This is a genomic window from Microbulbifer discodermiae, from assembly GCF_040742695.1.
Taxonomy (GTDB): domain Bacteria; phylum Pseudomonadota; class Gammaproteobacteria; order Pseudomonadales; family Cellvibrionaceae; genus Microbulbifer.
In genome coordinates, this window is the sequence record NZ_JBFLAB010000093.1 from 1 (window position 1) to 7,604 (window position 7,604).

A 7,604-nucleotide genomic window follows, 5' to 3' on the forward strand; every position below is an offset into this window, starting at 1 on the left:
CAAAACAGCGTTTATGACCTGTATATTCGGTATTTTGACGTTACCTCGCTGTAAAGGCAGCAGGTGTTCGATAATTTTGAATTGCGATTTTGTGATTTCCATAAACGCAGATTTTATCAAAATTAGTGTTAACAGGCCCTAGTTTAGGTACTAGAGCTACAGTTAAAATCAATCCAGTGTCGCTACTAAGACTGAAACTTGTCCGGTTCGTCGGACAGGTCAGCTTCCGCCTCCGCCACCAACAACTTCAATCGCTCGTCAATGAGGTGCAAAAGTGCTAATTGCGCTTCACCAGAGGCATCCGGGTTTAGCGCGCAGAGCGCCAAACGGGTATCATCCAGTTCTCGCAGCAAGCTTTCGCGGCGTTGCTTCGCTAATATTATTTCCGCTGTTGGCACTTTGGCCGGCTGAGTACCACATTCAGACATACTGATGAACTCCTTCTCAGTGATCAACTTGCTTTCCACTATGCGCTGATAGGGCGTTTCCTATTTAGCAATAAGTTGCCACATCCGTATAGATAAAAAAAACAGAAGATCCGGTTTTTTCCATTAAAAAACCCAGAATTTCTGGCTTTTACCACAATTGGCCATTTTTGGCCCTGCTTTGTCATTCCATTACTGAAGAGATGAACGTAAATAACAATAGCCATGCCCCGCGAATGGGCTTGCGCGAAATCATCGGTGCACGCCTCCGCTCAGTGCGCAAACATCGCCGCATCACCGCCACAAACCTGGCTGACAATATGGGTATCCGGGGGGATGTTTTGTCTTTGATGGAGCGAGGACACCAGTCAATCCCGGCTGAATTGCTTGCGGATTGGTGCCTGGCGCTGGACATTTCAGCCAATGCGATATTGACTCCGGAGAGTGATCAGAATTCTGCTTACAAGATAGCACCAAGCACGATGCAACGGCTGTCCGAACTCAGCACACCATACCGCAAGTTGGTTTTACAGCACCTTGATCTGGTCTATGCGCTCGCCCAAGGGGAACAGACAATCGATAAAGCGTAGCTCCGTGGTTAATGAACACTGGTACAGCTTTAGACCTTTTAAAGTGGACCCCATACTGGCAGCCCTAACGATTGCTGCGACTGATTGCGCCAAGGCGCTGCAAAAATCAAAAACTACTGACCGGCGCGAACCGCGCGAACACAGGCGCTGCTGAGGCGGTAGCCGGTGAGGACATAGCCGTCGTAAAAGAGGACCACCCACACAGCAGCGGCATTCCAGGTGCAGGGGGTGCTGGTCCAGTAGGCTCGGCTGCGGGTGTCCGGAAATCTCTCAGTGTCGATGGCCGGATCGTGACGGGAACGGTCTACCAGGGTTGCGAGCTCGTCGACCCTGGGCAGGCGCCAGCCGTTGCCTAGCTCGGTCACGGCTTTCTCGGCTGCCTCGTGGGTGACGGCAGCACCGTCCAGAAGGGTGCTGCTCCATTCAAGGTTGGCACTTTCAGCTGTGTTATTAGTTGTGGCGGTTGCGACATTCAGGTTTTGCATTATGTTCTCCGGTTAAAAACAGGGCCCCGTACTGGCAGCCCTAACGGTTACTGCTGACTGAGTGCGCCGGAGCGCCGGTTTAAAAGAATCAGCCTGACTGATAATGAGTGGCGTTTTCCTTTATTGCTTCTCTTCCCGCAACTGCTGTAATTCCTGGGGTGACAACAGTTCACGCGGGGAAACAGAAACACTAATCTCCGTTGGGCGGTCACTAGAACTGTAGTGCAGACCCCTGGCAATAAAATGACTTTCCACCTCTGTCGCTGATGATAGGATGCGCAGTAAATTTTCCGCATCTTCCAGGATATTTAGTTTGTATTCATAATTTCCAATCTTGGCGATAATCATGCTTTGGTCCTTGTTGAATTGTTATAGAGGGTGATTGATCGGGCAGTAGTTCTGCCCAGCTTTGATAAACAGATACACATCTTCGAGGCGATAGGAATCACAATTGCCCCGCACGCGGTAGGCATCTGTCGTGTCGACAATCGCTACTGGAAATGGCAACGATTCCCGGGGTGGGTTCTGGTGGAAATATTTGGAACCCTCACAGATGGCCGCATAGAGTTGAGTCGTCATGGTTTCGCTCCTCTCAATGCAGTGCCCGCTGCTGCGGATCGGAGATTGCCATCACATCGCAGGCAAATGTCGCCAGGCGGGCGTTGATCAGGGCAAGTTCGTCGCTTTCCAGTTGGGACAGTGATCGGCATTCCCTTTGCGCCCACAGTTGCTCGCGACGTCGCACCAAAACTCGCAGCTGACAGAGCAGTTCCGGGTAAATTTCGAGCTGGACTTTAAGCATCTGCATGACAGCCTCCGTGCAGTTCCCGGTTTAGTACCTGGAGTTGTTTGGCCCGCGCCTCGTGCTCCGCAAAGATGTCCTGGGCGGCGCGTAGCTCGCGCACGGCCTCATCCCTGCTCACCGTGGTGGTTTCCGGGCAGGCGATGCGTTCGCGGCACAGGGACAGCGCCAGGCGGACTAGCCGGGCTTCGGCCAGGTCCAGCACAAATACGGTCTTTTCTGTGTTGTGTTCCATCTTGATTCCCTCCAGGGGTAAACAGTGCCGCGGGCGCTGCCCGCGTGCGGTATAGGCGGCCTCGCGGGCGAGACAGCCAAACAAAAGTTCGTCCTGCACCAGCCCGGCCCAGCTGGATGCCGTGCGCACGGCGCTGTTGTGCAACCAGGCGTGATAGACCTGGATTTCCCCAACGCGGTGGTACAGGGGCAGCAAACGCTGGCTCACGGCCGGGCGGCCTCCCGCATATCTTTAAGCTGCTCCCGCAGCCTGTTGAGGCGTACCCGCATATCACTGCGCAGAACTACCGGCTGCTGCCTGAGCCATTCCTGCACCTCGGTGCGGGTGCGCCTGCTGAGCAAATGCCAGGCTAGGCAGTTGCGGCGATGGTCTTCGCTATTGCTGTCCGCCGGCTGGGCGATCAGTGGCGGCAGTTGTTGTGTGTCCACGGCTGTCTCCTCCGTAAGGAAAGCGCTGGCAGATCGGCAACAGAGGATGGCCAATTGCCAACGACAGTGACTCCTGGCCGCGCCCAATAAATGCGCGGACCCCCTCAAAAAACCCGGAACAATGGAACAAGGCGGCTGGCTCAACCTTCACCCAAGGATTCATGCGGCCTGAAGGGGTGCTTCCTTGTTCCATCCGAAATGGAACAAGTTGGAACAGGATTTTGGGGATTTGGCTGTAGGCCGCGTGGCTACTGGCCTTGCGCCATGTTGAGGAACGGTTGCTTTTGGTAACAAGGATGGAACTTGTTCCAAGTGCCTTGTTCCATGTTGTTCCATAGATGTTCCAAAATTGTTCCATTGAGCTTTACCTTTTAACTTCTTGATTTGATTACTTTTTCTTATACATTTTTCAGTTGTTCCGTTTTGTTCCGTGTTTTTTAACCCCCCTCCCACATATTTTTTCCCCTGGCTCTACAGAGCAAAAAAAATACAAATTGAAGATTCATTGGCCTTTTTCACCACTCTTACGAAATACCCAACACCAGGGGCTAAATCCCGCATTCAGCTTTGATCGAACCCGTTTGTAGCTGATGAACGGATAGCGTTGACTGGTGGGCAGCAGCTGCTTGAGATCGGCCACCGGCACCAGTTCCTGACCGCGTTTGCGGCAGTGCTCCAGGTACTCGTTGAGGTTGATGGCAATTAAGGCGGGGTCGATGCTGTGGTTCAGGCGTTCGATTTGATTAATGCGCTCGCCGTCCTGGTCGTCGACGTACATCGTCTGGTCATTAATGAAGTGGTAGGCATCCCAGAACTGTTTAACGATGGGATGGTCGCTGTTGAGACGGCGCTGGCGATCACGGGCGCGCTCCTGTAAATATTCCTGCACTCGGCTGCGCAAATCCCCATTAAATTCACGTAGCAGCACCTGCAGGGCGTCCACCGCGGCCATCAGTTGCGCGTGGCAGTCGATCACACGGCCCTGTGTAATCCCGCTGTCGGCACTGAGGGTTTCCCGGTGCCGGTCAAAGGCGGCAAAAAACCCAGCCAGCCATTCTTTTTCCCGGGTCAGTGCGGTGTGCAGGTAACCGGCCAGGTTTTTGACCGGTTCCCGCTTGAGGCGGTCGGCCAGGGGGCGGTTCTCGGAGCGCTTGTGGGCGGTGGTGCAGTGCAGGTGCACAATGCGCGAGAGCATGGCCGCGGAGGCCTGCACGGTGGCGTTCTGGCTGATGACCAGGGTGCCGCGAAACAGGCGGTCATTGGTTTTGTTGTCATTGGTCTTGACGCCGCGGGTGTCGATCAAGCCATCCAGGTCATAGACCTTTTTGAAGAGATCCCAGTCGAAGGGCTTACCCGGCCGGCCGCCGGCACCGGTGCTGATTTCCCGGTCGCTTTCAATCACCACCATGGGCAGATTGCTGACCTTGCCCAGGTGTCGGCCGTAGCTGGATTTGGAGGTGCTGAGCATATCCACCCCTTCGTAGTTGTCGCGGCCCAGCAGTTTCCATAGAAAACGGATCAGGGTGGATTTGCCCGCGTCGGCTTCACCGGTGAGTTCCAGGAAGTGAAACGCCTGGTGCTGCTCTTTGATCTGGCGGGCAAACAAGCTGGCGGTAAAGTAAGCCAGGGCGGCAATGCCGTTGAGGTGAAAGACCTTGACGAAATCCGGCCACCAGCTGCCGTTGAATTGGTCGCTGTGGTGCACCGGCATATCTTCCAGGGTGGTTTTGATGGCGGTGTCGCCCAGCTGTAAAAAGCCGTGCGCGTTGGCGGGCAGCAGCTGGCCCTGACGATAGCCGAAGCCGGGAAAGATGTAAGCGCGGGAATCCTCGTCATAGCCCATATGGGGCAGGGTGGTCACTCGGGCGACCTCCCCGTCCAGCCAGCGGGCCTTGAGGAGTTTTAAATCCCCGGCCCCGCCTTCAAAGCTGCCGCCGTCGGTATGAGACAGCAGAGCTAGGCCAAAGGCGCGGGGGTCGGAGAGGGCATTGGGTGAAAAGGCCCCCAGGTAATTGCGGCTGCTGTTCGCCTTTTTAATGTGGAAGAAATAGCGGCGCTCGCCGGTTAGCCGGTCGATCTCGGTGTATTGGAAGCTGGGCACACAGTTGGAGATTTCCCACACCTTCGTCGCCTGGTTAAAGGCATCCCAGCTTGAACCCCAGGCGAAAGGACCGTCATCGCTGGCCTTGTTGAAATCCTCCAGGGAGAAGCGGGCGGAGTAGAGTTTGTCGCGGTGCTCTATGACCGTCTTGCTGAATGGTTTCCAACCGTAAAGGGCATAGGCTTTCTTTTTCGGGGTCTCGGCGATAAAGATCCGTCCCCGCCAATGGCATTCCTCAACGGTGGTATCGTTGAGCCGCTTTTCCCGATACAGGTCATCCCAGTCTTTGCTGCTGCCGGTCAGTGCCACTTCCACTGTCTCGCCCTGGTCGACCAATTCCCGGTGGTATTTGACCAGGTGCTTGCGCGCACCGGGTTCGTCGTCATAGGCCAAACACCAGGTTATCCCCTGGCCCGCACTTTCCCGAATCAGCCCCCTCGGCAGATTGGAACAACTGAAGGCGGCCACGGCTTTGTATCCCGCCAGGTACATGGCGATACAGTGGAAAATGGCTTCGACAATATAGACCTTGTCCCCCGGCTCAATGACCTGCGGCGGCGGCGCCCAATGCTTTCCGGCAACACTGGTGCCAGACTTGAAGCGCGCCTTCTTGCCCCCGGCCTTTTGCACATGGGCCTTGTCGATGATGCGCTGCCAGTAGTCCTGCTTACCCCCGAAAAGATAAAACAGCACCGTTTCGGCCCAGGTACCATCCGGCAGTTTGTAAAAACCCTGCTCGAACCAGTCCTCGATATCGGCGGTGGGAAAGCCGCGGTTGTGTGACAGATAGGCCCTGGCGGTGGCCTTGGTGTCTTCGTCGCTGGAGGGGAAGCGCTTGGAGAAGTTTTCAAACAGGTCCGGATAGCGATCCCGGACCCGCTCCCGATAACCGCACTTGTCCTCGCGATCACAGCGCAACGTAATCGGCTTGTCAGCGCTGATCCAGACCGTCTTGCGTTCACAGTCCGGGCAGACCCCCTGGCGGTAGGTATTGGATGCTTCCTTTAGAGCCAGCTTGAGTGACTGGTCCCGCTCCAGCGCCGCCACCACATCGCGGTTGATCTGGCTGTAGTCCATGGCCTGAGCCCTACTTTTGCTTCGGCTTGGGCGATTCGGACTCAAGGCACCTGATTGCCAACTGTATAAGGTTGATCATTCGATACCGGCCAATTTTGATGGTTGGTAGATGTCCCCGATCTACTTGGCAGCGCACCGTTTTTAGGGTGTGGCCGGCGTTAATTGCATACTCCGCCTGCGTACAAACGGGGGATTTAAGGAATGGGATAACTTGCTCATGCATTCTCATTATTCTCCTGTTGATGCTGATAGTGGCGTAATGAGGTGTAATATTTACACTGATTATTCGGTATCAAGTCAACACTAGAAGGTGTTTTTTTTACACTTTAGGCGTTAAACTCCACGACTTTTGTCCAAATTTACGATTAAAGTTGTAAAAATAGATTCAACTAGTGCAGTATTGGAGAACCAATGAGAATCAAAGAGGCTTAGCTACAGGGAATGGTGAGTACCGCAAAACTAAAACCAGGCGACCGGGTCCGGGCGATCAGAGAGCTAACCGGGCTTAACCAGCGAGAATTTGCTGAGGCGCTGGGCGTCGATATAACCCTTTTGAAAAATATTGAATACAAGCGCAACCGAGTGACCGAGAGCTTCTATGAAATCATAGGGCGCACCTTCCCAGAGATGTTGCCTTGGTTTGTTTATGAAGGGCCACTGACACTGGACTCGTTGAGAAACAGCAAAAGCAGTCTCTGCAAGGTAGCAGCGGCCCGTATTGATGCCGGATTTATACCCGCAGGGTTCTTTTCCGAGGATATATTCAAGGATGGCAATCAATAAGGTTGAGAATGGTCGTTGGCAGGCGGATGTTCAACCCCAGGGACGTGGCGGTAAGCGAGTCCGCAAAACCTTTGATACCAAAGGCGAGGCCGCTCGCTGGACACGGGCCCAGTTGGCCGCTGCAGACAAAGGTGAGTGGGTACCACCTCAAAGGGATAAGCGGCGCTTACGCGATTTAGTAAACATCTGGTACAAGTTACACGGACATACCCTCAAAAGGGGAGGGGAGCGTCGCAACTGGCTTTTGTCATTGTGCGAGATGATGGGAGATCCACTTGCCAAGTCGGTCACAGCGGAATTCTATGCGGAGTTCCGGCAAAAGCGCTTGGTCGGGGGAATCAAAGGTAGCAAGCGCCACCGGGGTTCCATTACCGCGAAAACGTGTAATCATGAGTTAACTTACCTACGAGCTATGTTTAATGAGCTATCTCGTCTAGGGAAATGGTATTCCGAAAACCCACTCACAGGTCTGCGCCCTCTAAAGATCGACCAGCGTGAATTAACCTTCCTTGACCCGGACCAGATCAAGAAACTGCTAGGGAACCTCTGAAAAACTGCTCCAGTCTGGCATAATTTACCCCATTTCCAACATACACAGATTCAATCATGAGCCAACTGACCTTCGCCGAAGCCGAATACACTATCAAGAAACGCAAAACACGGCGCGAACTGTTCCTC

The 7,604-nt window shown here is 54.2% G+C and carries 11 protein-coding genes; 3 read left to right on the plus strand and 8 right to left on the minus strand.

Features of this window, described 5'->3' with window-relative positions:
• Window positions 1–185: 185 nt before the first annotated feature.
• Complete coding sequence (locus tag AB1S50_RS18390) at window positions 186–455, minus strand: hypothetical protein (RefSeq protein ID WP_367152642.1); 270 nt, start codon at window positions 453–455, stop codon at window positions 186–188.
• Window positions 456–667: 212 nt separating this feature from the next.
• On the opposite strand from AB1S50_RS18390, the gene AB1S50_RS18395 reads away from it, so the two are divergent.
• A complete protein-coding gene (locus AB1S50_RS18395) occupies window positions 668–1,015 on the plus strand; it encodes a helix-turn-helix domain-containing protein (RefSeq protein WP_367152643.1) in 348 nt (115 codons plus the stop codon).
• A gap of 113 nt (window positions 1,016–1,128) precedes the next feature.
• Here the strand turns inward: AB1S50_RS18395 and AB1S50_RS18400 are convergent, their stop codons facing one another.
• From AB1S50_RS18400 to AB1S50_RS18430, 7 genes are all read right to left on the minus strand, one after another.
• Window positions 1,129–1,500 (minus strand): Lcl C-terminal domain-containing protein, encoded by a 372-nt coding sequence (locus tag AB1S50_RS18400; protein ID WP_367152644.1) that lies wholly within the window; start codon window positions 1,498–1,500, stop codon window positions 1,129–1,131.
• Between the two features lie 120 nt (window positions 1,501–1,620).
• On the minus strand, window positions 1,621–1,848 hold the full coding sequence (locus AB1S50_RS18405) for a hypothetical protein (RefSeq protein ID WP_367152645.1): 228 nt from the start codon (window positions 1,846–1,848) through the stop codon (window positions 1,621–1,623).
• 21 nt (window positions 1,849–1,869) lie between these two features.
• Window positions 1,870–2,079 (minus strand): hypothetical protein, encoded by a 210-nt coding sequence (locus tag AB1S50_RS18410; protein WP_367152646.1) that lies wholly within the window; start codon window positions 2,077–2,079, stop codon window positions 1,870–1,872.
• A gap of 13 nt (window positions 2,080–2,092) precedes the next feature.
• Window positions 2,093–2,308, minus strand: a complete 216-nt coding sequence (locus AB1S50_RS18415; RefSeq protein ID WP_367152647.1) for a hypothetical protein — start codon at window positions 2,306–2,308, stop codon at window positions 2,093–2,095.
• Window positions 2,295–2,744 carry a hypothetical protein gene (locus AB1S50_RS18420; protein WP_367152649.1) on the minus strand — a complete coding sequence of 150 codons (450 nt, stop codon included), beginning with the start codon at window positions 2,742–2,744 and terminating at the stop codon, window positions 2,295–2,297. Before AB1S50_RS18420 ends, AB1S50_RS18415 begins: the two co-directional genes overlap by 14 nt.
• On the minus strand, window positions 2,741–2,965 hold the full coding sequence (locus tag AB1S50_RS18425) for a hypothetical protein (protein WP_367152651.1): 225 nt from the start codon (window positions 2,963–2,965) through the stop codon (window positions 2,741–2,743). The genes AB1S50_RS18420 and AB1S50_RS18425 overlap by 4 nt, the downstream gene beginning before the upstream one ends.
• Before the next feature lie 502 nt (window positions 2,966–3,467).
• Window positions 3,468–6,143, minus strand: a complete 2,676-nt coding sequence (locus tag AB1S50_RS18430) for a hypothetical protein (RefSeq protein ID WP_367152652.1) — start codon at window positions 6,141–6,143, stop codon at window positions 3,468–3,470.
• Window positions 6,144–6,584: 441 nt separating this feature from the next.
• On the opposite strand from AB1S50_RS18430, the gene AB1S50_RS18435 reads away from it, so the two are divergent.
• The gene (locus AB1S50_RS18435) at window positions 6,585–6,926 is read left to right on the plus strand and encodes a helix-turn-helix domain-containing protein (protein WP_367151462.1); all 342 of its coding nucleotides are present in this window, start codon (window positions 6,585–6,587) and stop codon (window positions 6,924–6,926) included.
• Entirely contained in the window at window positions 6,913–7,476 is a 564-nt protein-coding gene (locus tag AB1S50_RS18440) for a phage integrase (protein ID WP_367152654.1), read from the plus strand. The genes AB1S50_RS18435 and AB1S50_RS18440 overlap by 14 nt, the downstream gene beginning before the upstream one ends.
• Window positions 7,477–7,604 lie beyond the last annotated feature (128 nt).

Bases quoted from the DNA above. Each gene is read 5' to 3' on its own strand.
- AB1S50_RS18440 (WP_367152654.1), top strand. From the start codon at position 6,913: ATGGCAATCAATAAGGTTGAGAATGGTCGTTGGCAGGCGGATGTTCAA.
- AB1S50_RS18400 (WP_367152644.1), bottom strand. From the start codon at position 1,500: ATGCAAAACCTGAATGTCGCAACCGCCACAACTAATAACACAGCTGAA.
- AB1S50_RS18410 (WP_367152646.1), bottom strand. From the start codon at position 2,079: ATGACGACTCAACTCTATGCGGCCATCTGTGAGGGTTCCAAATATTTC.
- AB1S50_RS18430 (WP_367152652.1), bottom strand. From the start codon at position 6,143: ATGGACTACAGCCAGATCAACCGCGATGTGGTGGCGGCGCTGGAGCGG.
- AB1S50_RS18415 (WP_367152647.1), bottom strand. From the start codon at position 2,308: ATGCAGATGCTTAAAGTCCAGCTCGAAATTTACCCGGAACTGCTCTGT.
- AB1S50_RS18405 (WP_367152645.1), bottom strand. From the start codon at position 1,848: ATGATTATCGCCAAGATTGGAAATTATGAATACAAACTAAATATCCTG.
- AB1S50_RS18435 (WP_367151462.1), top strand. From the start codon at position 6,585: ATGGTGAGTACCGCAAAACTAAAACCAGGCGACCGGGTCCGGGCGATC.